We start from the raw sequence: 24,513 nt of genomic DNA, 5'->3' as shown, positions 1-24,513 counted from the left end.
GGGGTGTGGCTTTTTTTCAACGTTAGTTGCCATACAATATGGCGGTGATCAAAATAATCCACCGGCCCGGGAAGCACGGCCGGTCTTCCTCGCAAGGACACGCCATGTCATCCACCTCCGTCTTTACCAAGTTCGCCGCCGGCCTGGCCGGTGCCGCCCTGCTCAGCGCCGCCTTCTCGGCCCAGGCCCGCGAGCTCTCCATCTCCACCGTGCTCTCCGACGCCTTCCCCTGGGGCCAGGCCGCCGAAAAATGGGCCGAGCTGGTGGAGGAGCGCAGCGAGGGGCGCCTCACCATGCGGGTCTATCCCAACGCCCAGCTGGTGGCCGGCGACCAGACCCGCGAGTTCTCCGCCATGCGCTCGGGGCTGATCGATGCCGCCGTGGGTTCCACCATCAACTGGTCGCCCCAGGTGCCGGAGCTCAACCTCTTCTCGCTGCCCTTCCTGCTGCCCGACGAGGCGGCGGTGGATGCGGTCACCGGCGGCGCGGCCGGCGAGACGATCTTCGCGGCCATCGAGTCGCGGGACGTGGTGCCCCTGGCCTGGGGCGAGAACGGCTTCCGCCAGCTCTCCAACTCCCGTGGCGCCATCGCCGCCCCGGAAGACCTGGAAGGCCTGAAGATCCGCGTGGTGGGGTCGCCGCTCTTCCAGGACACCTTCAGCGCCCTGGGGGCCGATCCCACCCAGATGAGCTGGACCGACGCCCAGCCGGCGCTGACCACCGGCGCGGTGGATGGCCAGGAGAACCCGCTGTCGGTGTTCGACGTGGCGCGCATCGACCAGGTGGGCCAGGAACACCTGACCCTGTGGAACTACATGAACGATCCGCTGATCTTCGCCGTGAACCGCCGGGTCTGGGAGTCGCTGGACGAGGCGGACCGCGAGATCCTGCGCGAGGCGGCGGTGGATGCCGGCGAGTGGGAGATCGCCATGACCCGCGAGCAGGAGGCCGAGCGCCTGGCCGCCATCCGCGAGCGCGGCGTCGAGGTCACCGAGCTGAACGAGGCCCAGTACCAGGCCTTCGTTGAGGCTACCGAGAGCGTCCACCAGGAGTGGGTGCCGCAGATCGGCGAAGCGCTGGTGGAGGCCGCGCGCCAGGCCGTCGAGGCGCGCTGAGTCGTCGTCCTGTTCTACACGGAATGTTCCGGCCGGCCCCCAGGGCCGGCCTTTTGCATGAGGTCGTCATGAAACCTTCCCCCGATGCGCGGCCGGAACGCTGGCTGGCGTCCCTGGCCCTGGCGATCATCGCCCTGATCAGCCTGGCCAATGTGGTCACCCGCTACCTCAGCGGTGGCTCCCTGGCCTTTACCGAGGAGTTTTCGGTGTTCCTGCTGGTGGTCTTGACCTTCGGCGGTGCCGCGGTGGCGCTGCGCCGCAACGGCCATATTCGTATCGGCCTGCTGGAACGGGCCTTGCCGTGGGGTCCCCGCCGGGCCCTGATCCTCCTGCAATGGGCCTGTGCCATCACGCTGCTGGGGTTGATCACCTGGTTCGGCGCCAAGCTGGCCTGGCAGGAGTATCAGTGGCGGTCGCTGTCGCCGGGGCTCGGCCTGCCCCAGTGGTGGTATATCGTCTGGCTGCCGCTGCTCTCGGCGGCGATGCTGATCCGCCAGACCCAGCAGACCCGAGACCGCCTGCGCGGGAGGCTCGACGATGAGTCCTGATCTGTGGATGCTGCTGGCCTTCGCCGGCCTGTTGATCGCCGGGGTGCCGGTGGCCTTCTCCCTGGGCCTGGCCGGGGCCGTGGGTATCTTGAGCGGCCTGCCGCCGATGATGCTGGCGACCCTCGGCACCAACACCTACAACAGCATCGCCAAGTACCCGCTGATCGCCATCCCGCTGTTTATCCTCACCGGCCTGATCTTCGAGCGTTCCGGGGTGGCGCTGCGCCTGGTGCGCTTCGCCCAGGCGCTGATCGGTCCCCGTCACGGCGGCCTGGCGCTGGTGGCGGTGCTGGTGTGCATGATCATGGGCGGCATGAGCGGCTCGGGGCCGGCGGATGCCGCCGCCGTGGCCATGGTGATGCTGCCCAGCATGACCAAGGCGGGCTACCCGAAACCCTTCTCGGCGACCCTGATCGCCGCCTCGGCCTCCACGGCGATCCTGATCCCGCCCTCGGTGGCGCTGATTCTCTACTCCATCGTGGTGCCCGGGGTCGACCTGCGTGCGCTCTTCGCCGCCGGGCTCTTCCCCGGTATCCTCGCCGGCCTGGCGCTGCTGGTACCGGCGCTGCTGGTGGTGAAGCGCTTCGGCTGGGAGGGAGGCAGCGCGGTGCAGGGCGCCGAGCGGCTGCGGGTGGGGGAGACCTTCAAGCAGGCGTTGCCGGCGCTGTTCGCCCCGGTGCTGATCCTCGGCGGGCTGCGTTCGGGGCTTTTCACCCCCACCGAGGCCGCCGTGGTGGCGGTGGCTTATGGGGTGGTGATCGGCCTCTTCGTGACCCGCGAGCTCGGCTGGCGCGACCTCTGGGCGCTATTCGGCGAGGCGGCGGCGATCTCCGGGGTGGTGATGCTGATCATCGCCCTGGCCGGCATCTTCGCCTGGGCCGGCACCATGCTCGGCACCTTCCGCGGGTTGGCCGAATGGATCATCGGCCTCACCGACAACGGGGTGCTGCTGCTGATCCTGATCATGCTGGCGGTGCTGGCCGCCGGCATGCTGCTGGACGCCATCTCCATCTACCTGATCCTGATGCCGGTGCTGATCCCGGTGATGCAGCACTTCGAATGGAATCCGGTGTGGTTCGGCATCCTGCTGGCGATGAATATCGCCATCGGCCAGTTCACCCCGCCGGTGGCGGTCAATCTGATGGTGACCACCGAGGTGGCCAGGATCCGCCTGGAGCAGACCGTCGGCTGGGCGCTGCTCTTCGTGGCGGCCATGGGCGCTGCCTTGGCGCTCGTCGCGATCTTTCCCGAGATCGCTCTCTGGCTGCCGCGGGTGCTGGGTTATAACGTTGGCTAATAAGGCCAAGAGTCGCGCCTCTTGTTCCGGCCGAGATCGCCCTCTGGCTGCTGGGGGTGCTGGGTTATAACGTTGGCTAAGGCCAAGAGTCGCGCCTCTTGTTCCGGCCGAGATCGCGCTCTGGCTGCCGCGGGTGCTGGGTTATAACGTCGGCTAAGAAGCAAGGGGCATGACAGGGGGCGGCGGGTTGAACTGGCGCGCCGCGCCCCCCACCTTTAAGGCATCGCCCACTTTCCCACCCCGGAGTTGAGATGACTTCCACCGTACTGATCACCGGCGCCAATCGCGGCGTCGGCCTGGCCCTGGCCCGCCACTACCATGCCGCCGGCTGGGCGGTGATCGGGGTCTGCCGCAGCGGCGGCGAGGCGGCCGCCGAACTCGCCGAGATCGCCGAGACGCTGATCGAGGGCATCGACGTGACCCGTCCCGAGGACGTGGCCCGGCTGCAGCGGGAGCTGGTGGGGCGCCGCCTGGACCTGCTGATCAACAACGCCGGCCTGCTCAAGGACGAGGTGCTGGGGGAGATCGACTTCGACTCGATTCGCGAACAGATGGAGATCAACGCCTATGCGCCGCTGCGGGTCACCGAGGCGCTGCTGGGCAACCTGGGCGAGGGCGCCAAGGTCGCCAATATCACCAGCCGCATGGGCTCCATCGCCGACAACGACTCCGGCGGCCGCTACGGCTATCGCGCCTCCAAGGCTGCCCTCAATGCCTTCGGCAAGTCCCTGGCGGTGGACCTCAAGCCCCGCGGCATCGCCGTGGCCCAGATCCACCCCGGCTACGTGAAGACCCGTATGGTCAACTTCGGCGGCCTGATCGACGCCGAGGAGGCCGCCGCCGGCATCGCCCAGCGCATCGAGGAACTGACCCTGCGCACCAGCGGCGGCTTCTGGCACAGCAGCGGCGAAGCGCTGCCCTGGTAGCGGCACTGCCTGGTAGCGGCCCGCCCAAGGTCGCCTGGGGTGGCGCGAGGATTCGCGCTAGGCTCTCCCTGGACTCGATAAGGAGACAGGGATGAACGACTTCTGCAAGCAGTTGGGTATCGAGGGGCCGATCCTCCAGGCGCCCATGGCGGGCTCCCAGGGCATCGAACTGGCCCTGGCGGTGGGCGAGGGGGGCGGCCTGGGGGCGCTGCCGGCCGCCATGCTGGACGCCGAGGGCCTGGATACGGCCCTGGCGCGGCACCGCCGGGAGGGGGCGGGGCCCCTCAACGTCAACTTCTTCTGCCATGAGCCACCGACCCCGGACGCGACCGCCGAGGCGCGCTGGCGCCGGGCCCTGGCGCCCTACTATCGAGAACTGGATCTCGATATCGAGGCGGTACCGGCGGGCCCCGGGCGGCGCCCCTTCGATGCGGCGGCCTGCGAGGTGCTGGAGGCCCATCGCCCGGCGGTGGTGAATTTCCACTTCGGCCTGCCGGAGGCGGCGCTGCTGGACCGGGTCAAGGCCTGGGGCGCACGGATCCTCTCCACCGCCACCACCCTGGAGGAGGCGCTGTGGCTGCAGGCCCGGGGCGTCGATGCGGTGATCGCCCAGGGGCTGGAGGCCGGCGGCCATCGCGGCCATTTCCTCGACCACGACCTCTCGAAACAGTCGGGCACTTTCGCCCTGCTGCCCCAGTTAGTGGCGGCCCTGGAGATTCCGGTGATTGCCGCCGGCGGCATCGCCGACGCCCGGGGCGTGCGGGCGGTCCTGGCGCTGGGCGCCGGCGCCGTCCAGGTGGGCACCGCCTACCTGCTGTGTCCCGAGGCCACCACCGGCGCCGTGCATCGCGCCGCCCTGGCCGGCGAGGCGGCTCGCCATACCGCCCTGACCAACCTCTTCTCCGGGCGTCCGGCCCGGGGCATCGTCAATCGGCTGATGCGCGAGCTGGGCCCCTTGAGTGACGCCCCGCCATCCTTCCCCCTGGCCACCGCGGCCATCGCGCCCCTGCGCGGCACCGCCGAGGCCCGGGGCAGCGGCGACTTTTCGCCGCTCTGGGCCGGCCAGAACGTCGGCGGCTGCCGGGAGATCCCCGCCGCCGAGCTGACCCGCCAGTTAGCGGAAGGCTGCCGTTAGGCCGGGCACCATATTGGGGACGGCGTTATCGCGGCGACTCGCGCTTTTCTATTGGAGCCGGCCAGAATGTCGGCGGTTGCCGGGAGATCCCCGCCGCCGAGCTGACCCGGCAGTTAGCGGAAGGCTGCCGTTAGGCCGGGCACCATATCGGGGACGGCGTTATCGCGGCGACTCGCGCTTTTCTATTGGGGCCGGCCAGAACGTGACCGGCTGCCGGGAGATCCCCGCCGCCGAGCTGACCCGGCAACTGGCCGCGGGGACGCCTTAGGCGCTCTGACGCAGCGCCACCACCTTGGCGGGGGCGCAGAAGCGGTCGGCGCGACTCTCCTCCCAGAAACGCTGGAAGAGCGGATGGTCGGGGGTATGGCGTAGCAGCTCCCCCGGGGCCAGGCAGGGATAGAGCTCCGCATAGGAGCTGATATGGTGGCGCGAGACGCGGTGCATGATATGCGCCGGGCGCAGCTCCTTGGGATGGGCCAGGCCCGCGGCGGCGAGCATCTCCGCCAGGGCACGCAGGGTGTTGCGGTGAAAGTGGTAGACCCGCTCGCGCTTGTCGGCCACGTCCAGGTGGCGGCCGCGCCGCGGGTCCTGGGTGGCCACGCCGCTGGGGCAGCGGTCGGTGTGGCAGTTCATGGCCTGGATGCAGCCCAGCGAGAACATAAAGCCCCGCGCCGCGTTGCACCAGTCGGCGCCCAGTGCCAGGGCGCGGGCCATCTGGAAGGCGGAGGTGATCTTGCCGGCGGCGGCCAGGCGGATCTTGGGCCGTAGGCCGGCACCCACCAGGCTGCTGTGTACCAGGGCCAGCGCCTCCAGCAGCGGCATGCCCAGGCGATTGATGAATTCCAGTGGCGAGGCGCCGGTGCCGCCCTCGCCGCCATCCACGACGATGAAGTCGGGATGGATGCCGCTCTCCAGCATCGCCTTGACCAGCCCGAACCACTCCCAGGGATGGCCGATGGCTAGCTTGAAGCCCACCGGCTTGTCGTCGGCGAGTTCGCGCAGCCGCTCGATAAAGTGCATCAGCTCCAGGGGCGTGGAGAAGGCCGAGTGGCTGGCCGGGGAGACCACGTCCTGGCCCACCGGCACGCCTCGCGCCTCGGCCACCTCGGCGGTGACCTTGGCGCCGGGGAGGATGCCGCCGTGGCCCGGCTTGGCGCCCTGGGAGAGCTTGATCTCGATCATCTTCACCTCGGGGCGGGCGGCGTTGCGGGCGAAGGCCTCGGGATCGAAGGCTCCCGCGGCATCGCGGCAGCCGAAGTAGCCCGAGCCGATCTCCCAGACCAGGTCGCCGCCGTGCAGGTGATAACGCGAGATGCCGCCCTCGCCGGTATCGTGGTAGAAGCCGCCGCGCCGGGCACCCTGATTCAGCGCCTGGAGGGCGTTGCCGGAGAGGGCGCCGAAGCTCATGGCGGAGATATTCAGCAGGCTGACGCTGTAGGGGTGGCGGCGCTCGCCGCCCACCTCCACCCGCAGGGAGGCGTCGTCCAGGGGCGCCGCCGGGGCTAGGGAGGAGTTGATCCACTCGTAGCCCTCGGCGTACATGTCCAGCACCGAGCCGAAGGGCTTCTTGTCGAGCACGTTCTTGGCGCGCTGGTAGACGGCGCTGCGCTGTTCCCGGGAGAAGGGCCGCTCCTCGGTATCCGACTGGATGAAGTACTGGCGCATCTCCGGGCCGATGCTCTCCAGGCAGTAGCGGAAGTGGGCGAGGATCGGGTAGTTGCGGCGCAGGGTCCGCGAGCGTTGGCGCAGGTCCCAGCTGCCCAGGGCCACCAGGCCGAGGAAGGGCAGGGTCCACCAGAAGGGGGCGCCCAGGGGCCAGGCGATCAGGGTGATCGCCAGCCCCAGCCAGCTGGCGGCATAGGCGCCATAGCGCAGCGGGAAGGACCATCGGCGGGGCAGTGACATGGGGGCTCCTTGTCGATCGGGGGTGATTCCCTTGGGTCGCTCAAGCCGGCGACTCGCTGACGGCGGGGCAATCGCCGTTGGAATGACCGACGGCCTGTCCCCAGGGTAGCCCCGGGGCCTCGAGCAGAACCTGCTGACGGCGATTGCCCTGCCGCCTACAGCCTACGACCTGCCAGCCACGAGGCCAACTGCTACCATGGCGCCATGATGCCGCTACCCATCGCCCCCCTGAGCGATCCCCGCTACTACCTGGCCAACTTTCGCGCCGCCCTGGACTGGGTGGTGGCGCGTTACGACGACCTGCTGAGGGACGAGGAGCGCGATTTCCTGGCGCGCTTCGCCGCCCTGCCCGAGGCCGCCCAGGCGCTGCTGGTACGCCTGGTGATGCGCCGCGGCGAGCACTTTCGCACCTCGCGGCTCGAGTATGCCGAGATCGGCGACACCGATGCCGCCCTGGCGCCCTTGATCGCCTCGGGCCTGGTGGCGGCGGACCCGGCGTTCGGCGTCGAGGAGCTGTGCCGGCAGCTGCGCCTAGCGGAGCTGCGTCAGGCCTTGGCGGAGGCGCTCGCCGAGGCGGGACTGGGCCGGGCCACCAAGGGTGAGCTGACGACGCGGCTCCCGGAACTGATGCCGGCGCCACGGCGCTACTCCGCCTGGTGGCCCGAGGCCCCGGATCGACTGATACGCCTCACGGCGATGGCGACCTGTGAACGGCTACGCCTGATGTTCTTCGGTAACCTGCGCCAGGACTGGTCGGAGTTCGTGCTGACGGAGCTGGGTCACCAGCGCTTCGAGACGGTGCCTTTCGGCCCCGAGTCCCGGGCCTTTCGGTACCCCGAGGAGCTGGACGCCTACCTGGCCCTGCATGCGCTGGGGGAGCGATTGGCGGCGGGGGAGGCGGTGAGCGACCTGGCCGACGCCCTGTCCGAGAGTCTGCCACCGCCCGCGGCCAATCCCTGGCTGGCGGCGCGACGCCGCCGCCTGGCCCTGCGCCTGGGGCGGGAGGCCGAACGCCAGGGCGAGGTCGCGCTGGCCCTCGACCTCTATGCCCAGGGCGGCGAGGACGAGGCACTGGTGCGCCGGCTGCGCCTGCTGGAGCGCCTCGGCGAGCATCGGCGCGCCCTGGATCTGGCACGGCCCTGCCTGGACGCCCCGGCCAGCGAAGCCCAGCGCCAGGCCCTGACGCGATTGGTGCCGCGCCTCGAGAAGCGCCTGGGCCTGATGGTCACGCCGTCGTCGCCGGAGCCCGCCCCCGAGCAACTGACCCTGACCCTGCCCCAGGCGGCCGGCGGAGGGGTGGAGCGGGCGGTGGCCGAGCACCTGGCCACGCCCGAGGCGCCGGTGCGCTACGTGGAGAACGGCCTGCTCACCGGGCTGTTCGGCCTGCTCTGCTGGGAGGCGATCTTCGCGCCCCTGCCCGGCGCCTTCTTCCACCCCTTCCAGAGCGGTCCCGCCGACCTCTACCGCCCCGACTTCGTGAGCCGGCGCCGGGCGCGCTTCGACGCCTGCCTGGCGCGGCTGGACAGCGGCGACTATCGGCAGGCGATCCGTGCCACCTGGGCGGCCAAGCATGGCCTGGCCTCGCCCTTCGTGGCCTGGGAGCTATTGGATCGGGAGCTCCTCGAGCTGGCCCTGGCGAGCCTGCCGCCGGCTCATCTGCGCGCCTGCTTCGAGCGCCTGCTGGCGGATCTCAAGGCCAACCGGGCCGGCCTCCCGGACCTGATCCAGTGCTTCCCCGGGCGCGGCGACTACCGGCTGATCGAGGTCAAGGGGCCAGGGGATCGCCTCCAGGACAACCAGCGCCGCTGGCTCGCCTTCTTCCAGGAGCGGGGCATTCCCGCGGCGGTGTGTCGGGTGCGCTGGGCATGACCGAGGCGGCGTCGACCTATCGGGTGGCGGTGCGGGCGCTATGCGACTTCACCGCCCGGCGCGGCGACCTCGACCATCGTTTCACCCCGGCGCCCAGCGCCCGGGAGGGCATCGCCGGCCATGCCCGGGTGGTGGCCCGGCGCGGCGCCGACTATCGTGCCGAGCTGCCCCTGGCGGGAGAGTTTCGCGAGGCGGGTCTGTGCCTGGTGGTACGCGGTCGCGCCGACGGCTATGCCCCCGGGGAGGCCTGCCTCGAGGAGATCAAGATCCATCGCGGCGACCTGAGCCGTCAGGCCGCCAACCAGCGTGCCCTGCACTGGGCCCAGGCGCGCACCTACGCGGCCCTGTTGTGTCGCGCCGAGGGGCTGGCCCGGGTGACGATTCGCCTGGTCTACCTGGAGATCACCAGCGGCGAGGAGACCCGCCTCGACGAGAGCGTGTCGGCCGCCGAGCTGGAGGCGGAGTTCGTCGCCCGCTGCCGCGACTTCCTGGCCTGGGCGCGCCAGGAGTCGGCCCACCGCCGCGCCCGGGATGCCGCTCTGGCCAGGCTGCGCTTCCCCCATGAGGCGTTCCGCCCCGGGCAGCGGGCCCTGGCCGAGGCCGCCTACAAGGCCGCCGCCACCGGCCGCTGCCTGCTGGCCCAGGCCCCCACCGGCATCGGCAAGACCCTGGGCACGCTCTTCCCGTTGCTTACCGCCATGCCCCGCCAGGGGCTGGATCGCCTGGCCTTCCTGACCATGAAGACCCCGGGGCGGCGTCTGGCCCTGGATGCCCTGGCCAGCCTGGGCGCCGCCGAGGGGCAGCCCCCGCTGCGGGTGCTGGAGCTGATCGCCCGGGACAAGGCCTGCGAGCATCCCGGCACCCCCTGCCAGGGCGAGGCCTGCCCCCTGGCCGAGGGCTTCTATGATCGCCTGCCGGCGGCGCGCCGGGCGGCGGTGGCCCGGGGCTGGCTGGATCGCCAGGCGCTGCGTGAGCTGGCCCTGGCCCACCGGGTCTGTCCCTACTACCTGGGCCAGGAGCTGGCCCGCTGGTGCGATGTGATCGTCGGCGACGTCAACCACTACTTCGACGAGACGGCGCTGCTGCATGGCCTGGCCCAGGCGGACGGCTGGCGCCTGGGGCTCTTGGTCGACGAGGCCCATAACCTGGTGGGCCGCGCCCGGGGCATGTACAGCGCCGAGCTGGATCAGGCACGACTCAATCGCCTCAAGCGAGACGCGCCCGCGCCCCTGAAGGGGCCCCTGGCGCGGCTGAGCCGCCAGTGGCAGGCCCTGGTGCGGGAGAGCGGCCTCGAGGAAGGCTCGCCGCGGCGCCCCGCCTACGCGGTGCTCGAGGGCCTGCCCGGCGGCCTGCTGGGAGCCCTGCAGGGGCTGGTGACGCGCCTCGGCGACTACCTGGTGGAGCACCCCGGCCGGGGGGAGTGGCAGGAGCTGCTCTTCGAGGCCCTGGCCTTCGGCCGCTTGGCGGAGCGCTTCGGCGACCATTCCCTGTGCGACCTGGAGCGCCGCGGCCGGGGCAAGGCACGGCTGGGGCTGCGCAACCTGGTGCCGGCGGATTTCCTGGCGCCGCGCTTCACCGCCGCCCACTGCGCGGTGCTCTTCTCGGCGACCCTGAGCCCGCCCGCCTACCATCGCGACCTGCTGGGGCTGCCCGAGGACAGCGTCTGGCAGACGGTGCCCGCGCCCTTTCGCGCCGAGCAGCTCGAGGTGCGGGTGCGTAGCGATATCTCTACCCGCCTGGCGGATCGCCCCGCTTCCCTGGGGGCCATCGTCGCCACCTTGGCCGACCAGTACCGGCGCCGCCCGGGGCACTACCTGGCCTTCTTCAGCAGCTTCGCCTACCTGGAGGCGGCCCGAGAGGCGCTGGCCGCGGCGCATCCCGAGATTCCCCAGCGCCACCAGGCCCGCGGCATGGATGAGGCGGCCCGGGAGGCCTTCCTGTCGGGTTTCGCGCCCGGGGGCCGAGGCATCGGCTTCGCGGTGCTGGGTGGGGCCTTCGGCGAGGGTATTGACCTGCCCGGGGAGCGGCTGATCGGCGCCTTTATCGTCACCCTGGGGCTGCCGCCCTCGGATCCCTTCAACGAGGCGCTGCGCGCCCGGCTCCAGGCACGCTTCGGGTGCGGCTACGACTACGCCTACCGGATTCCCGGCCTGACCAAGGTGGTGCAGGCCGCCGGCCGGGTGATCCGCGGTCCCGAGGACGAGGGCGTGGTGGTGCTGATGGACGAGCGCTTCGCCCGCCCGGAAGTGCGGGCCCTGCTGCCCGAGTGGTGGAGATAAGGAAGAGGGAAGACGCGGGCGCCCTGGGCCGAGACGCTCGCCGGCACGGCTACTGGCTTAGGCGTCGCTTCCAGTTGCCCCGGTGCTCCCGCTGGCAGGCCTCCTCGCTGTCGAAGTGCACCTGGCGGCGCAGTGCCGCGGGCTTGATGGCGGCGGCGGCCAGCTTGGCCTGGAGCAGCTGGCAGAGGTAGTCGTCCTCCCGGGCCTCCCGGGCCTGGGTCAGGGCGTCGTCGCTGTCGAAGACGCAGACGATGCGCAGGCTATCGGTGAAGCGGCGATAGTCGGCCAGGTGGGTCAGCCAGCGAAAGCCCGGCACGCTCTCCAGGGCCAGTTCGCAGACCTCCATCAGGGCGCCGCGCAAGCGGTTGTCGAGCTGTTTATCGCTTTTTCGCATGGGGGCCTCCGGCGGGGGTGGCGATCTCCTCGTCGGCCTCGAAGAGGCTTTCCAGCTCCCGGGCCGCCTCCTGGACCGTCTGAATATATTGGCTCTCGTTGCCGAATACCTCCAGCTGGCGCAGCAGGGTCTGCTCGTCGTGCTCGCGGAAGGTGGCCACGCCGTGGTCGGCCTGCGCCGGGGGCAGGCCGAGGGCGACCAGCACCTCGCGGGTCAGCTCCAGGCTGGCGGGGAGCATCTCGCGGACCAGGTCATGGATGCCGGCGCGCATCAACAGGTGGGCGTGGTAGCGGTTGCGGGCCCGGGCGAAGATGCGCAGCCGGGGGAAGCGCCGCCGGACCCGCTCGGCGATGCGCATGGATGCCTCGATATCGTCCATGGCCAGTACCAGGACGCGCGCCTTGTCGGCACCGGCGGCGGCCATCAGGTCGAGGCGGGCGGCGTCGCCGTAGTAGACCTTGTTGCCGTAGCGGCGCACGAAATCGACCTGCTCGGCATTGATATCCAGCACCGTATAGGGGATCTGCAGGCCCTGGAGCACCCGGCCGAGGATCTGCCAGAAGCGCCCGAAACCGGCGATGATCACCTGGGGGGCGTCGTCCTCGGGGGTATCGTAGCCGGGCCGCTTCCGGGACGTGGCGAAGTGCGGCCGTAGCCAGCGGGCATAGCCGCCGTAGAGCAGCGGGGTGGTGGCCATGGAGAGCGAGATCACCAGCACCAGCAGCTCGGTGAGCTCGCGGTCGAGCAGGGCCGCCGTGGCGGCGGCGGTGAGCAGCACGAAGGCGAACTCGCCGCCCTGGGAGAGCAGCACCCCGAGGCCCGTGGCCTCCTTCCAGGTGCCGCCATAGAGGCGGCTGGCCAGCACCAGGCTGGCGCCCTTGAGCAGCAGCAGCCCCAGGGTCAGGCCGAGCACCGTCAGCGGCATCTCCGCCAACAGGCCGATCTGCGCCATCATCCCCACCGCCATGAAGAAGAGCCCCAGCAGCAGGCCGCGGAAGGGCTCGATATCCGCCTCGATGCTGTGACGATACTCGGAGTCCGCCAGCAGCACCCCGGCGATAAAGGCACCGAGGGCCATGGAGAGGCCGGCCAGCTCCATCAGCAAGGCGGCGCCGATCACCACCAGCAGGGTGGTCGCGGTGAAGACCTGACGGCTCTTGGTGCGGGCGGCCAGATGGAAGAGCGGACGCAGCAGGTAGCGCCCGCCGAGGATCAGCCCGAGGAAGGCGCCCAGCGCCAGGGTCGCCTCCCTGACCAGCACCCCGGGGCCCGCCGCCAGCAGCGAGCCGGCGGCGAGGATGGGAATGGCCGCCAGCACCGGGATCGCCGCCAGGTCCTGGAACAGCAGCAGGGCGAAGCCGTGGCGGCCCTGGCGGGAGGCCAGCTCCTTGCGCTCGCCGAGCAGCTGCAGCACCAGGGGCGTGGAGCAGAGCCCCAGGCTGAAGCCCACCACCAGGGCCGCCAGGGGCGAGAGCCCCAGCCACCAGGCCACCAGGGCCAGGGTGGCGGTGGTCAGGGTCACCTGCAGGCTGCCGAAGCCGAACACCGCTCGGCGCATGACCCGGAGGCGCGCCGGCTTGAGTTCCAGGCCGATCACGAAGAGCAGGAAGACGATACCCACCTGGGAGAACTGCAGCACCCCCTCGGCGTCCGGTACCAGCCCCAGCATCGAGGGGCCGATGATCACCCCGGCCACCAGGTAGCCCAGCACCTCGCCGAGCCCCAGGGCCTTGAACAGCGGCACCATCAGTACGGCGGCGGCGAGGAAGATGGCGGCATTGAGCAGCAGGTCGACGGCCAAGGTCAGGGGCTCCGGTGGTGGTGAGTCGAGGGGATGATAATGGCGGCCGGGGCCGGGATTGCCAAGCCGGGGGCGGGGCGCGATTGTGCCTAACGCCGAAAGCGTGCTACTTCTGGGGCTTCACAAGCGCCCACGAAGGAGTGTGACCATGGGGATCGAAGTGGCCGGCCTGTTCGGGCTGATCTGGCTGATCATCGTTATCTGGGCCATCGTCAAGGTGGCCAAGAGTGGCGCGGGGCCGGTGGTCAAGCTGTTGTGGATCCTGATCCTGCTGTTCTTCCCGTTGATCGGCCTGATCGCCTGGCTGCTACTGGGACCCAAGGGGTAGCGCCGGCGAGGTAACGCCAGCCGCGGGCGGGCCTTTGGGTCCGCCCGCGGCGTTTCGAGCCTCAGCCGTAGCGGGCCAACTGGGCCGCCATCAGGGCCTCGATCTCCGTCACCGTCGCCGGGTCGTAGGCGCTCAGGCCCAGGCGACGCAGCAGCGGCTCGCGGCCCACCAGGAAGAAGATGATCTGGCCCACCAGGGTATGGGTCTCGAGGATCACTCCGCGGTCGTCGGGGTGACGCCCGCTCAGGGTGGCGATCAGGGTGCTCAGGGTCATCTGGATGGGGGCGAAGGCTCGGGACTGGAGCAGCTCGAAGGCCTCGCCGGGGTCGACCTGCTCGCGGATCACCAGCAGCAGCCACTGGCGGCAGTCGTCGTCCTCGGTGAAGGTGTGCACCATGCGCGCGACCAGGGCGCGCAGGGCCGCGAGGGCGCCCGCCCGATCCGTGGGGGCGGGCAGCGGCGGCGGGGCCAGGCGCCGCTTCAGCTCGTCGGCGATATGCGCCGCCGCCGCCAGGTAGAGGCCATGCTTGTTGGTGAAGTGGTAGGCGATGGAGCCGATATTGGCGCCGGCGGCCTCCGCCAACTGGCGGGTGGTGGTGCCCTCGTAGCCCCGTTCGCCGAACTGGCGGATGGCCGCCTGGACCAGCCGCTCCCGGGTCTCGACGCTGGCCTGGCTCATGGCGCGCTCCTCCGCGGCGTCTTGCGGGTGTCGATGCCGAAGAACAGGGTGTAGAGCACCGGCACCACGCCCAGACTCATGATAGTCCCTACCCCGAGGCCGAAGGCCATGGCGGCGGCCATGCCGTAGAACAGCGGGTCGCGCCCGAGGATCAACGGCAGGAAGCCGAGGATGGTGGTGATGGCCGACATCAGGATCGGCCGCAGGCGCCGCGCCGAGGCGCGGATCACCGCGTCGCGGCCCGAGAGCAGAGGGTTCTGGCGCTCGATATCGATGCGGTCGATCAGCACGATGGCGTTATTGATGATGATGCCGGCCAGGCTGTAGATGCCCAGCAGCACCATGAAGCCGAAATCGGCCCGGGAGGCGAGCAGCCCCAGGGCCACCCCGACGATCACCAGCGGGATGGTGGCGACGATCACCAGGGGGCGCTTGAAGGAGTTGAACTGGGCCACCAGCAGCACGAAGATCAGGCCGATGCACAGCGGCAGGTTGGCCTGCAGCGCCGCCTGACCCTCCGCCGAATCGGTGACCACCCCATCGAACTCGATCCAGTGGCCCGGCGGCAGGCCCGCCTCCAGCTCGCGCAGCGCCGGTTCCAGGCGCGGCACCATGTCCTCGGCGGTCAGGGTGTCGTGACGCCCCTCCACGGTGATGGTGCGTACCAGGTTCTCCCGGTCGATGCGGTAGTAGCCGTTGTCGAGGCGGATCTCCGCGACCTGGTTGAGGGGCACGCCGGGGCCGGGCTCGCCCAGGGGGTAGACCGTCAGCGAGGCGAGTCGCTCCAGGCTATGGCGCTGCTGATCGGCGTAGCGCAGCATCACCGGGATGATGTCGTCGCCCTCCCGGTAGTGGCTGAGGCGATAGCCGTCGATGGCCCCGGCCAGCGACTGGGCGATGTCCTCGGAGGTGATGCCGGCGTTGCGCGCCCGGGCCTGATCCACCGCGATACGCAGCGAGGGAATGCGCGCCTCCCAGCTCTGGCGCACGTCGCGGCTGCCTGGCATGTCATGCAGCAGGGCCTCGATGTCCCGGGCGCCGGCGAAGAGCACCTCCCGGTCCGGGCCCTTGACCTGGACCTGCAGCAGGGTGCTGTCGGCGGGGCCGAGGAACATCCGCGTCACCTGGGGCGAAAGGTCGGGATGGTGGCGGCCCAGGTAGTCCCGGGTGGCCTGGATCACCGCCGCGACCCGCTCGCGGTCGGCCACGTTGAGCACCATGAAGCCCTTGTTGGGGGCCGGGTCGATGGGCGTCAGCGAGAGCACGAAGCGTGGCCCGCCGAAGCCGGCATAGGCGGCCACCCCGGTGACGTCCGCGGCCAGGCCGGGGGCCTCGCCGAGCTCCCGGCTCAGCGCCTGGACTCGTCGGTCGGTGGCCCCCGCGGCGCTGTCCGAGGGGAAGTCGAGGGTCACCAGCACCTGATTGCGGTCCGAGTCGGGGAAGAACTTGTGGGGCACCGCCTGCATCATGGCCAGCCCCGCCACCAGGGCCAGGCCCATCAGGCCGAGGAATAGCGCCCGATGGTGCAGCACCCGCACCAGTAGCAGCCCATAGCGCCGCGATACCCAGTTGAAGGCCCGATCGGAGAGATTGGGGCCGTCGGTCGCCTCGCCGGTCATGCCGCGAGAAGGCGCCTTGAGGAAGCGATGGCAGAGGGCCGGGGTCAGCGTCAGCGACAGGAACCAGGAACTCAGCAGGGTGATGGCGATGACGATGGAGATGGAGCGGGTGTATTCGCCGGCGGCGTGGACGGCGAGCATCAGCGGCAGGAACACCAGAATGGTGGTCAGGCTGGACGACAGCAGCGGCAGGGCCAGCTCGCGGCCGGTCTGCTCCAGGGCCTGGTCGCGGTCCAGGCCCGCCTCCAGGCGGGTCTTGAAGTCCTCGGCGACGACGATGGCGTTGTCGACCAGCAGCCCCAGGGCGATCACCAGGGTCGCCAGACTGGCGCGCTGCAGGCTCACCTCCATCAGCCCCATGATCGCCAGGGTGACCAGCATCACGGTGGGGATGATCGAGCCGACGATCAGTCCGGTACGCAGGCCCAAAAAGAGGATCACCACCCCCAGCACGATGGCCAGGGTCTGGATCACGCTCTGGGTCACCCCATAGACGGCGTTGGCCACCTGCTCGGGCTGAAAGGTCATGATCTCCAGCCGGTAGCCCGCCGGCAGGCTGGGACGCACTGCCGCCAGGGTGGCCTGGACGGCCTCGCCGTAGTCCAGCACGTTGGCCCCGTCGAGCATCGAGAGGGCGAAGACGATGGCCGACTCGCCATTGAAGTAGGCGCCGCGCTCGGCGGGGTCCTGATAGCCGCGGCGGATCTCGCCCAGGTCGCGCAGGCGCAGGGTGCCGCCCTCGGGCAGGCGCAGCTCGGCGTCGCCCAGGGCCGCGAGGTCGCCGAATTCGCCGCTCACCTCCAGGGCCAGGCGCTGCTCGCCCACCTCCATGACGCCGCCGGGGGGGAAGATATTGCGGCGCTGGATCTGGGCCGCCAGGTCCCCCGGGGTCAGGCCCAGCTCGGCGAGCCGCGCCTCGGCGATATCGATGAAGATGCGCTGCTCCTGACTGCCCAGCAGCTCCACCTTCTTGGTGCCTTCCACCCCGTAGAGCAGGGCGCGCACGTGCTCGGCGATCTCCTGCTGGTCGGCCTGGGGGTAATCCGGGGCGGTCAGGGCCACGGTGATCACCGCCACGTCGCCGAAGTCGGTGTTGATCACCGGGTCCCGGGTGCCCTCGGGCAGCCGCGGGCGGGCCGCGGCCACCTTGTGGCGCACCTCGTCCCAGATCTGCTCGAGATCGAAGTAGCGATCCTGAATCTGCACATGAATGATGGAGCGGCCGCGCAGGGAGGTGGAGCGCAGCTCCTTGATCTCGCCGATGGTACGGATGCTCTCCTCGAGGGTCTTGGTGATGTTCTCCTCCACCTGCTCCGCCGGCAGGCCGGGGAACTCGGTGGTGATCACCGCCTCGCGGATCAGGATCTCCGGATCTTCCCGGGCCGGTAGGGTGAAGTAGCTGTAGACGCCGAGCAGCATGGCCAGCAGGGTGGCCAGGAAGAGCACGGGGCGGCGGCGGTAGGCGATCTGGCTCAGGTTCATCAGTGGTAGCGCTCCGGTCCCTCGCCGAGCAGGCTGACCCGCTGGCCGTCACGGACGAACTCGACGCCCCGGGCGACGAGGCGCTGGCCCGGGGCCAGGTCGCCGCGTACTCGGGCCCAGCCGTCGCCGAGATCGATCACCTCCACCGCGACCCGTGCCAGGCGCGCCTGGTCCTCGATGCGCAGCACATGAGCCGCGCCGTCGTCGCCATACACCAGGGCGGTCAGCGGCACCGGCAGGCCGGCCTCGGCGTCGCTGCGCCGCGGGGTCAGCGCCACCTGGGCGGTCATTCCCGAGCGCAGCCCCGGGGGCGGCGACGCCAGGCTCAGGATCACCGGGTAGTCGTTGGAAGAGCGTGGCTGGGTGCCCAGGTGACGTAGGGTGGCGACGAGCTCGCGGTCGCCCAGGGCCGGCAGGGTGACGACATGGCGCGAGCCTACCGCCAGGGCGCCCACCAGGGTCTCCGGCACCCGGGTCTCCACCTCGAAGCCCTGCCGGTCGGAGATTACCTCGAGCACCGGCTGATTGGCGGTGACCCGCTCCCCCGGCTCCGCCCGGCGGGCGCCGACCGAGCCATCGAAGGGCGCCGTCAGGGTGGTCAGGGCCAGGTCGCGCTCGGCCAGGGCCAGGGCCGCCGCCGCGGTGGCCTGGCGGGACTCGGCGCTGGCCAGGGCGGCGCGCACGCTGTCCAGGCGGGTGGCGCTGACATAGTCGCGCTCGGCCAACTGGGCATGGCGCCGGTAGTCCTGGCGCTTCTCCTCGAGCAGCGCCTCGGCCTCGCCCAGCTCGGCGCGGCGCTGCTCCGTCACCAACCGGTAGCGCTCGTCCTCCAGGCGGGCCAGGAGCTCGCCGGCGCGGATGCGGTCGCCGGCCTCCACCTCGAGCCGGGCCACCCGGCCGGGCAGCTCGAAGCTCAGGGTACTGCGTTCGGCGGCACGCACCCGCCCGGTCAGGCGGGTGGCCGCGGCCCCGTTATCGGGCTGGATCACATGCGCCTCCACCACCCGGGGCGACTCGGCGGGGGGGGCGGCCTCCGGCGAGCAGCCCGTCAGCAGCCAGGGCAGGACGACGGCGGCGATGGCCGCGAGGGGGATGGAACGTAGTGGCATGGCGGCGATCCTCGATCGGGCCTGGCGACGGAGTCGTAAGCGTCCCGAGAGTGTATTAATCAACCGATTAAATCACAAGGTGTTATCCGCTGTGCCTGGCCAGATCCGCCGGAGAGGGTTCACTAGCGAAGGCCGCTACCAGCGTGTCGAGCAGGTAGCGCACGCGCCGCGACGGGGCGCGACCCGAGGGGTAGACCGCCTGCAGGGCTCCCGGGGCGCCCTCGTATTCCCGCAGCAGCGGTACCAGCCGCCCGGCGGCGAGATCATCGGCGATGTCCCACTCCGACTTGCGGGCGATGCCCAGGCCGCGCACGGCCCAGTCCCGCACGAGGCCTCCGTCGTTGGCGATGCGACGGCCCCGGACGGCCAGGTGGCGGGTCCTGCCGTCGATCACGAAGGGCCAGCTGGCCTCGATGGTGTCCCCGAAGCGCATGCACAGGCAGTCATGGTGGCGAAGCGCCTCGGGGTGCTCGGGCACGCCATGGCGTGCCAGGTAGTCCGGAGCGGCACACAGGATCCGGGCGTTGTCGGCCAGCCGGCGAGCCTTCAGGGAGCTGTCGGTGAGGGTGCCGAGGCGGACCGCGAGGTCGATGCCTTGGGCGGCCAGGTCCACGTAACCGTCATGCAGGGTCAGTTCGACGCTGATCTCCGGGTGCGCGTCCATCACCTCGTCGAGCAGCCGGGAAATGCGCTGGCGTCCCAGGTCCAGCGGGGCGCTGAGGCGGATCGGGCCGGCCAGGCGCTCGACCCCGAAGCGGATCCGCGTTTCCAGCTCCTCGGTCTCGGCCAGCAGACGGCGCCCGCCTTCCACCAGCTCGCGTCCCTCCTCGGTGAGACTGATCGCGCGGGTAGTGCGGTGGAGCAGACGTGCGCCGAAGTGGCGCTCCAGGGTGGCCAGGCGCTCCGAGACGGTGGCCGGGGAGAGCCCCAGTTCGCGCCCGGCAGCGGCCAGGCCGCCGCATTCGACGATACGCAGGAAGACCCGCAGATGCTCCAATATCATTGTTCGGCTTTTCCAAATAGTGTTTTTGGGAAAGGCTAGATTATCCGGCAAGTCCAGGAGGTGTAAAAAGGCGGTCGGAGCGATCGGCAAGCCGGTCGATGAATCCCATGACTGCCAGGAGAGCGTGATGACGGACCTCTTCACCCCCCTCGATCTCGGTGCGCTGCGGCTGCCCAGCCGTCTGGTGATGGCGCCCATGACCCGTGCCAGGAGCCGCCAACCGGGCAACGTGCCCACGGCTATGATGGCCGAGTACTACGCCCAGCGGGCCAGTGCCGGCCTGATCGTCAGCGAGGCGACCCAGATCTCGCCCCAGGGACAGGGCTACTCCTTCACCCCGGGCATCCACAGCGAGGAGCAGGTCGCGGGCTGGCGCCGGGTGACCGACGCCGTGCATGCCCGGGATGGTCGGATCGTGCTGCAGCTCTGGCACGTGGGGCGCATGAGCCATGAGAGCTTCCATGCCGATGGCCTACCGGTGGCGCCCTCGGCGCTGGCGCCGGACGCCAGCGTCTGGGTAGTCGATCCGCAGACCGGTGAGGGAGGCATGCGGCCCTGTCCGGTGCCGCGTGCGCTGGCCACCGAGGAGATACCGGCCCTGGTCGAGGACTATCGGCGGGCCGCCGCCAACGCTCGCGAGGCCGGCTTCGATGGCGTCGAAATTCACGCCGCCAATGGCTACCTGATCGACCAGTTCCTGCGTCGCTCGGCCAACCGGCGGCACGACCGCTACGGGGGCAGCCGCAACAATCGCCTGCGCTTCCTGTTCGAGACCGTCGAGGCCGTGGCCGACGAGATCGGGGCCGAGCGGACCGGCGTGCGGCTCTCGCCCTTTATTACCCAACGCAACATGCACGACGACGAGGTCATCCCGACGATCCTGGCGGCCGCCAAGGCCTTCCAGCGGCAGGGCCTGGCCTATCTGCACCTGGCGGAAGCCGACTGGGAAGACGCCCCCGAGATTCCCGACGACTTCCGGATCGCCCTGCGTCGCGCCTTCTCGGGCGCCATCATGGTGGCCGGCAAGTACGACCGGGACCGTGCCGAGACGCTGCTGCGTTCGGGATGGGTGGACCTGGTGGCCTTCGGGCGCCCCTTCATCGCCAATCCCGACTTGCCGCGCCGCCTGGCGACCCGCCTTCCCTTGAGCACCTTCGATCCCGCAACCCTGTTCGGGGGCGGGGCCGAGGGCTATATCGATTATCCCGAGGCGTCGATCGATGCCTGAGCACGCCGCCTTGCTTCACTTGCCCGGCGCTCGCCCTCACCCTAGGAGCCTGCCATGAAAGCCGTTGCCCTGACCGAGTACCTGCCCATCGACCATCCTCACGCCCTGCGGGACGTGGAGCTGGAGCGCCCCGTGCCCCGTGGCCATGATCTGCTGGTGGAAGTCCACGCCGTGGCCGTCAATCCCGTGGACGCCAAGGTCCGCGCCCCCAAGGACCGCATCGAGCCCTACCCCCGGGTGCTGGGCTGGGACGCCAGCGGGGTGGTGGTCGCCGTCGGCGAGGCCGTCAGCCTGTTCCGACCGGGGGACGAGGTCTACTACGCCGGCGACATCACTCGTCCCGGCAGCAATCAGCAGTACCAGCGCGTCGACGAGCGCATCGTCGGGCGCAAGCCCACCCGCCTCGACCATGCCGAGGCCGCAGCTCTGCCGTTGACCGCCATCACCGCCCATGAGGCGCTGTTCGACCGCCTCGGCATCGACCCCGACGGCGCCGATGCCGGGCGTAGCATCCTTATGATCGGCGCCGCTGGCGGCGTCGGCTCCATCGCCATCCAATTGGCCCGGCGCGCCGGCCTGACGGTCATCGCCACGGCGTCACGGGCGGAGACCAGCGACTGGGTGCTGTCGCTGGGTGCCCAGCACCGTGTCGACCACCAGGGCGACCTGGTGGATCAGATTCAGGGCCTGGGCTTCGAGCATGTGGATCACGTAGCCATCTTCAACGACATGCGCCACTGGGAGGCGGCGGTCACCCTGATACGTCCCCAGGGCAGCATCGTCGCCATCGACGACACCGACCTGCCGATGCCCATGGCGGACCTCAAGACCAAGGCCGCCAGCCTGCACTGGGAGTTCATGTTCGCCCGGCCGATGCACCGGACTCCGGACATGATCGAGCAGCACCGGCTGCTGAACCGGGTGGCCGACGAGATCGATGCGGGACGATTGCGCACCACCCTCGCCCGGACCCTGTCGCCGATCAATGCCGATAACCTGCGTCGCGCCCATGCGTGGATCGAGAGCGGCCGGGGGCGGGGTAAGCTCGTCGTCGCGGGCTGGGGCGACGAGGCCTGAGCCTCGGGGAGGTCCCGCTCCTCGGGGTCCCTTCAACAAAGGAGACGCTGTGCCCGCCTTCTTCCGTCGGCGGGCGGTTTCCATAGTCCTTAGATTGGTGCGCGTCACCGGGCCGTGCCCCGGTGACTCATGATATGCCAACCGAGGATCGACGATGTTTGATGACCGCCGATTGATGAGCCAATGAGTCGGGGTGGACACCGAGGGGAATAGCTCGCGTAACCTTCATGGAAACCCTGTTTCTCGTTATGAGGGCTATGGGAAAATGACATTGATTTTATTCTGTGTCGGGAGTCGGAGATGTCGCTACGCCGCTGGTTTGCATTGCTCCTCGCCCTTCTCGTCGTCGCCGGCCTGTTGGTGGTCGCCGCCGGGATCTATCGCTTCAATTTCACCCAGGACGACCTCTATTACCGCACGCCTTCAGGGGAGGTGGTGTCGCTGGAAGAGTGGGAGGCGCGTCAGGCGGCCGGAGACGATGTCATGCGACGGTTGTTTTCGATCGCGGATGGGGGGCCCCTGGCCCTGAGGTTGCCGGAGCTCGATCAGGCCGTGCCCCTGACCCGTTTCGAGCCGGAGGGCGAATTCACTCGGGTGGTGGGTGAGTACTCTCGCGGGGCAGAGCGGGGACGGATCGTGATGGACACGAGCGGAATACGCGCCCTCAACCTGTCGCGTGACGGTCGTATTTACCTGGTGGCGCCGTTCAGCGTCTCCAACCAGGGCTCCGGGGTCTTTCACTACCTGGCCCTGCTGGAGCACGACACAGAGCACCAGGCCGTGACCCATGTGGATAGTCTGTTTCTTGGCGATCGGGTGAGCCTGGAAGCCGTGACGCCGGCCCCCGATGGCCGCGCTCTCACCCTGAGCTGGCGGCCCCGCACGCTGGAGCCAGAAACCCCCTCCACCATCGAGACCCACCGGGTGGAGGTCTCGATCGACCCTCCGGGGCTGGTCGATGCCTCGCCCTGAGTGGCCTCAGTCCGCCCTGGACAGCGGCGTTGAGCCAGTAGCATGGCCAAGGCGGCCGCTGCGGGCTAACGGGAGGCAGGCTTGAGCGTCGTGGCGCGGGGCATGACGGAAGGGTGTGGTGACGACATGGTTCGCCGTCACACTCAAGAGGACGCCAGCGAGGCGCCAGGTGCGATCAGCGGCGCGGCGGTGCCTTGTAGTGACCGGGTACCGTGACCCGCTCGCCGTTGGGCAACTGGCGGGTGTGGGTCGGCACATAGACGCGCTTGATAATGCTCTTGGGCTCGCTCATCGCACTTTCCTCCTTGTTATGCCACTACTGTTATGCCTCTACCCTAGCAGCCTGGGCGGCGCCCTGTCCTTGACGGCGGTCAAGGTCCCGAAAACGACCGGGCCCCGCCAAAGCGGGGCCCGGAAGAGCGATAGCGAACTTCGGTGCGCTCGATCCAGAGCTTAGTCCCAGCTCAGCGCGCCGCCCACCTGGTACTCGGTGACGCGGGTCTCGAAGAAGTTCTTCTCCTTGCGCAGGTCGATGATCTCGCTCATCCACGGGAAGGGGTTCTTGGCGCCGGGGAACTGCTCCTTCAGGCCGATCTGCGCCAGGCGGCGGTTACAGATGAAGTGCAGGTACTCCTCCATGATCGCCGCGTTCATGCCCAGCACGCCGCGGGGCATGGAGTCGCGGGCGTAGGCGATCTCCAGCTCGGTGCCCTCGAGGATCATCTGGGTGACCTCGTCCTGGAACTCGGCGGTCCACAGGTGCGGGTTCTCGATCTTGATCTGGTTGATCATGTCCACGCCGAAGTTCAGGTGCATGGACTCGTCGCGCAGGATGTACTGGAACTGCTCGGCGACGCCGGTCATCTTGTTGCGGCGCCCCATGGAGAGGATCTGGCTGAAGCCGCAGTAGAAGAAGATGCCTTCGGTGACGCAGTAGAAGGCGATCAGGTTGCGCAGCAGCTCCTGGTCGGTCTCCGGGGTGCCAGTGTGGAAGTCCGGGCGCGACAGCGACTGGGTGTGCTTGAGGCTCCAGGCGGACTTGGCGGCCACCGAGGGCACCTCGCGGTACATGTTGAAAACCTCGCCCTCGTCCATGCCCAGCGACTCCACGCAGTACTGGTAGGCGTGGGTGTGGATGGCTTCCTCGAAAGCCTGGCGCAGCAGGTACTGGCGGCACTCGGGGTTGGTGATCAGGCGATAGACCGCCAGCACCAGGTTGTTGGCCACCAGGGAGTCGGCGGTGGAGAAGTAGCCGAGGCTGCGCATCACGATCAGCCGCTCGTCCTCGGTCAGGCCATCCTGGCTCTTCCACAGGGCGATATCGGCGTTCATGTTCACTTCCTGGGGCATCCAGTGGTTGGCGCTGCCGTCCAGGTACTTCTGCCAGGCCCACTCGTACTTGAAGGGCACCAGCTGGTTGAGGTCGGCGCGGGCATTGATCATGCGCTTCTGATCGACCTCGATGCGCGCCGCGCCCATCTCCAGCTCTTCCAGGCCGGCGGCCACGTCGAGATTCTCCAGGGACTGACGGGCCCGCGCCAGGCGATCGCCCTCGGCGACCTGGTAGTCGCCACGGCTCTCGGCCACGGCGGGCTCGACCTCGGCGGCGGGCGCCGCCTGGGGCGCGGGGGCCGGGGCGGCCTTGGGCTGCTCGGCGACGGGGGTCTCGTCTTCGTGGAACTCGTCCCAGTTCAGCATCTCTATCTCTCTCCCGGTCGATGATCCGGATCGTGGGCAGGAGCGCCGC

General features: G+C 69.8%; 19 protein-coding genes. 11 read left to right on the top strand and 8 right to left on the bottom strand.

Features of this window, described 5'->3' with window-relative positions; genetic code table 11:
* Positions 1–104 precede the first annotated feature (104 nt).
* From HPA02_RS05160 to HPA02_RS05140, 5 genes are all read left to right on the top strand, one after another.
* A complete protein-coding gene (locus HPA02_RS05160; RefSeq protein ID WP_146802017.1) occupies positions 105–1,115 on the top strand; it encodes a DctP family TRAP transporter solute-binding subunit in 1,011 nt (336 codons plus the stop codon).
* A gap of 68 nt (positions 1,116–1,183) precedes the next feature.
* A complete protein-coding gene (locus tag HPA02_RS05155) occupies positions 1,184–1,663 on the top strand; it encodes a TRAP transporter small permease (protein WP_146802016.1) in 480 nt (159 codons plus the stop codon).
* Positions 1,653–2,960, top strand: coding sequence for a TRAP transporter large permease (locus HPA02_RS05150; protein WP_146802015.1), 1,308 nt, complete (start codon positions 1,653–1,655; stop codon positions 2,958–2,960). The genes HPA02_RS05155 and HPA02_RS05150 overlap by 11 nt, the downstream gene beginning before the upstream one ends.
* Before the next feature lie 251 nt (positions 2,961–3,211).
* Positions 3,212–3,886, top strand: a complete 675-nt coding sequence (locus HPA02_RS05145; RefSeq protein ID WP_146802014.1) for an SDR family oxidoreductase — start codon at positions 3,212–3,214, stop codon at positions 3,884–3,886.
* A 91-nt stretch (positions 3,887–3,977) separates the two neighbouring features.
* Positions 3,978–5,021, top strand: a complete 1,044-nt coding sequence (locus HPA02_RS05140; RefSeq protein ID WP_146802013.1) for an NAD(P)H-dependent flavin oxidoreductase — start codon at positions 3,978–3,980, stop codon at positions 5,019–5,021.
* A 264-nt stretch (positions 5,022–5,285) separates the two neighbouring features.
* Here the strand turns inward: HPA02_RS05140 and HPA02_RS05130 are convergent, their stop codons facing one another.
* Positions 5,286–6,926 (bottom strand): FMN-binding glutamate synthase family protein, encoded by a 1,641-nt coding sequence (locus HPA02_RS05130; protein ID WP_146802011.1) that lies wholly within the window; start codon positions 6,924–6,926, stop codon positions 5,286–5,288.
* A 204-nt stretch (positions 6,927–7,130) separates the two neighbouring features.
* Between HPA02_RS05130 and HPA02_RS05125 the strand changes: the two genes are divergently transcribed.
* Both HPA02_RS05125 and HPA02_RS05120 read left to right on the top strand, forming a co-directional pair.
* Positions 7,131–8,795, top strand: coding sequence for a VRR-NUC domain-containing protein (locus tag HPA02_RS05125; protein ID WP_146802010.1), 1,665 nt, complete (start codon positions 7,131–7,133; stop codon positions 8,793–8,795).
* Positions 8,792–11,074: an ATP-dependent DNA helicase gene (locus tag HPA02_RS05120; protein ID WP_146802009.1), complete on the top strand. Its 2,283-nt coding sequence runs from the start codon at positions 8,792–8,794 to the stop codon at positions 11,072–11,074. Before HPA02_RS05125 ends, HPA02_RS05120 begins: the two co-directional genes overlap by 4 nt.
* 49 nt (positions 11,075–11,123) lie before the next feature.
* Here HPA02_RS05120 and HPA02_RS05115 read toward each other — a convergent pair whose 3' ends face one another.
* Together HPA02_RS05115 and HPA02_RS05110 are read right to left on the bottom strand one after the other, a co-directional pair.
* Positions 11,124–11,468, bottom strand: a complete 345-nt coding sequence (locus HPA02_RS05115; RefSeq protein ID WP_146802008.1) for a Fis family transcriptional regulator — start codon at positions 11,466–11,468, stop codon at positions 11,124–11,126.
* Positions 11,452–13,269 carry a monovalent cation:proton antiporter-2 (CPA2) family protein gene (locus HPA02_RS05110; protein WP_146802007.1) on the bottom strand — a complete coding sequence of 606 codons (1,818 nt, stop codon included), beginning with the start codon at positions 13,267–13,269 and terminating at the stop codon, positions 11,452–11,454. The genes HPA02_RS05115 and HPA02_RS05110 overlap by 17 nt, the downstream gene beginning before the upstream one ends.
* Positions 13,270–13,417: 148 nt before the next feature.
* On the opposite strand from HPA02_RS05110, the gene HPA02_RS05105 reads away from it, so the two are divergent.
* Positions 13,418–13,597 carry a PLDc N-terminal domain-containing protein gene (locus tag HPA02_RS05105; RefSeq protein WP_146802006.1) on the top strand — a complete coding sequence of 60 codons (180 nt, stop codon included), beginning with the start codon at positions 13,418–13,420 and terminating at the stop codon, positions 13,595–13,597.
* A 61-nt stretch (positions 13,598–13,658) separates the two neighbouring features.
* On the opposite strand, the gene HPA02_RS05100 is transcribed toward HPA02_RS05105, so the two are convergent.
* The 4 genes from HPA02_RS05100 to HPA02_RS05085 all read right to left on the bottom strand — a co-directional run bounded on the left by HPA02_RS05100 (position 13,659) and on the right by HPA02_RS05085 (position 19,489).
* Entirely contained in the window at positions 13,659–14,276 is a 618-nt protein-coding gene (locus tag HPA02_RS05100) for a CerR family C-terminal domain-containing protein (protein WP_146802005.1), read from the bottom strand.
* The gene (locus HPA02_RS05095) at positions 14,273–17,377 is read right to left on the bottom strand and encodes an efflux RND transporter permease subunit (RefSeq protein ID WP_146802004.1); all 3,105 of its coding nucleotides are present in this window, start codon (positions 17,375–17,377) and stop codon (positions 14,273–14,275) included. The genes HPA02_RS05100 and HPA02_RS05095 overlap by 4 nt, the downstream gene beginning before the upstream one ends.
* Entirely contained in the window at positions 17,377–18,486 is a 1,110-nt protein-coding gene (locus HPA02_RS05090) for an efflux RND transporter periplasmic adaptor subunit (RefSeq protein ID WP_146802003.1), read from the bottom strand. Before HPA02_RS05090 ends, HPA02_RS05095 begins: the two co-directional genes overlap by 1 nt.
* A gap of 82 nt (positions 18,487–18,568) precedes the next feature.
* On the bottom strand, positions 18,569–19,489 hold the full coding sequence (locus HPA02_RS05085; protein ID WP_146802002.1) for a LysR family transcriptional regulator: 921 nt from the start codon (positions 19,487–19,489) through the stop codon (positions 18,569–18,571).
* A 127-nt stretch (positions 19,490–19,616) separates the two neighbouring features.
* Between HPA02_RS05085 and HPA02_RS05080 the strand changes: the two genes are divergently transcribed.
* The 3 genes from HPA02_RS05080 (at position 19,617) to HPA02_RS05070 (ending at position 22,766) form a co-directional block, all read left to right on the top strand.
* Positions 19,617–20,717 (top strand): alkene reductase, encoded by a 1,101-nt coding sequence (locus HPA02_RS05080; RefSeq protein WP_146802001.1) that lies wholly within the window; start codon positions 19,617–19,619, stop codon positions 20,715–20,717.
* A gap of 54 nt (positions 20,718–20,771) precedes the next feature.
* On the top strand, positions 20,772–21,794 hold the full coding sequence (locus tag HPA02_RS05075) for a zinc-binding alcohol dehydrogenase family protein (protein ID WP_146802000.1): 1,023 nt from the start codon (positions 20,772–20,774) through the stop codon (positions 21,792–21,794).
* A gap of 300 nt (positions 21,795–22,094) precedes the next feature.
* Positions 22,095–22,766 (top strand): hypothetical protein, encoded by a 672-nt coding sequence (locus HPA02_RS05070; protein WP_146801999.1) that lies wholly within the window; start codon positions 22,095–22,097, stop codon positions 22,764–22,766.
* Between the two features lie 453 nt (positions 22,767–23,219).
* Here the strand turns inward: HPA02_RS05070 and HPA02_RS05065 are convergent, their stop codons facing one another.
* Positions 23,220–24,464 carry a ribonucleotide-diphosphate reductase subunit beta gene (locus HPA02_RS05065; protein WP_146801998.1) on the bottom strand — a complete coding sequence of 415 codons (1,245 nt, stop codon included), beginning with the start codon at positions 24,462–24,464 and terminating at the stop codon, positions 23,220–23,222.
* Positions 24,465–24,513 lie beyond the last annotated feature (49 nt).

The sequence above is a fragment of the Bisbaumannia pacifica genome, assembly GCF_007989625.1.
In the GTDB taxonomy this organism is placed as follows: Bacteria; Pseudomonadota; Gammaproteobacteria; order Pseudomonadales; family Halomonadaceae; genus Bisbaumannia; species Bisbaumannia pacifica.
This window is presented reverse-complemented; position numbering and strand designations above follow the sequence as displayed.